Below are 221 nucleotides of genomic sequence, written 5' to 3' on the forward strand. Positions count from 1 at the left end.
GGTAGAACATGGTGGGATAAACCTTACCATATCTCGGAATACGAAACCGTTTTTGACATGGCCCAGGACATTGAAGATTCCTATATCTCCATGAACTGGTTTTACAAATGCAGTCGCAGGGGTGAGTTTGTCGCGGTTTTTGACCATATCTGTATCGACCTTGATTGCTACAAATATGAAACCAACCCCACCATTCAATATCATGACCTTGGGGAGAATTA

Annotated in this window: 1 protein-coding gene; it reads left to right on the top strand. The window is 42.5% G+C overall.

The annotated features are described in order from the left end of the window. Positions 1 to 221: hypothetical protein (locus HK26_RS13760; protein ID WP_219337095.1), on the top strand; the 221-nt coding region annotated here is incomplete at both ends.

Source organism: Acetobacter okinawensis, assembly GCF_002153655.1.
Taxonomy (GTDB): Bacteria; Pseudomonadota; Alphaproteobacteria; order Acetobacterales; family Acetobacteraceae; genus Acetobacter; species Acetobacter okinawensis_A.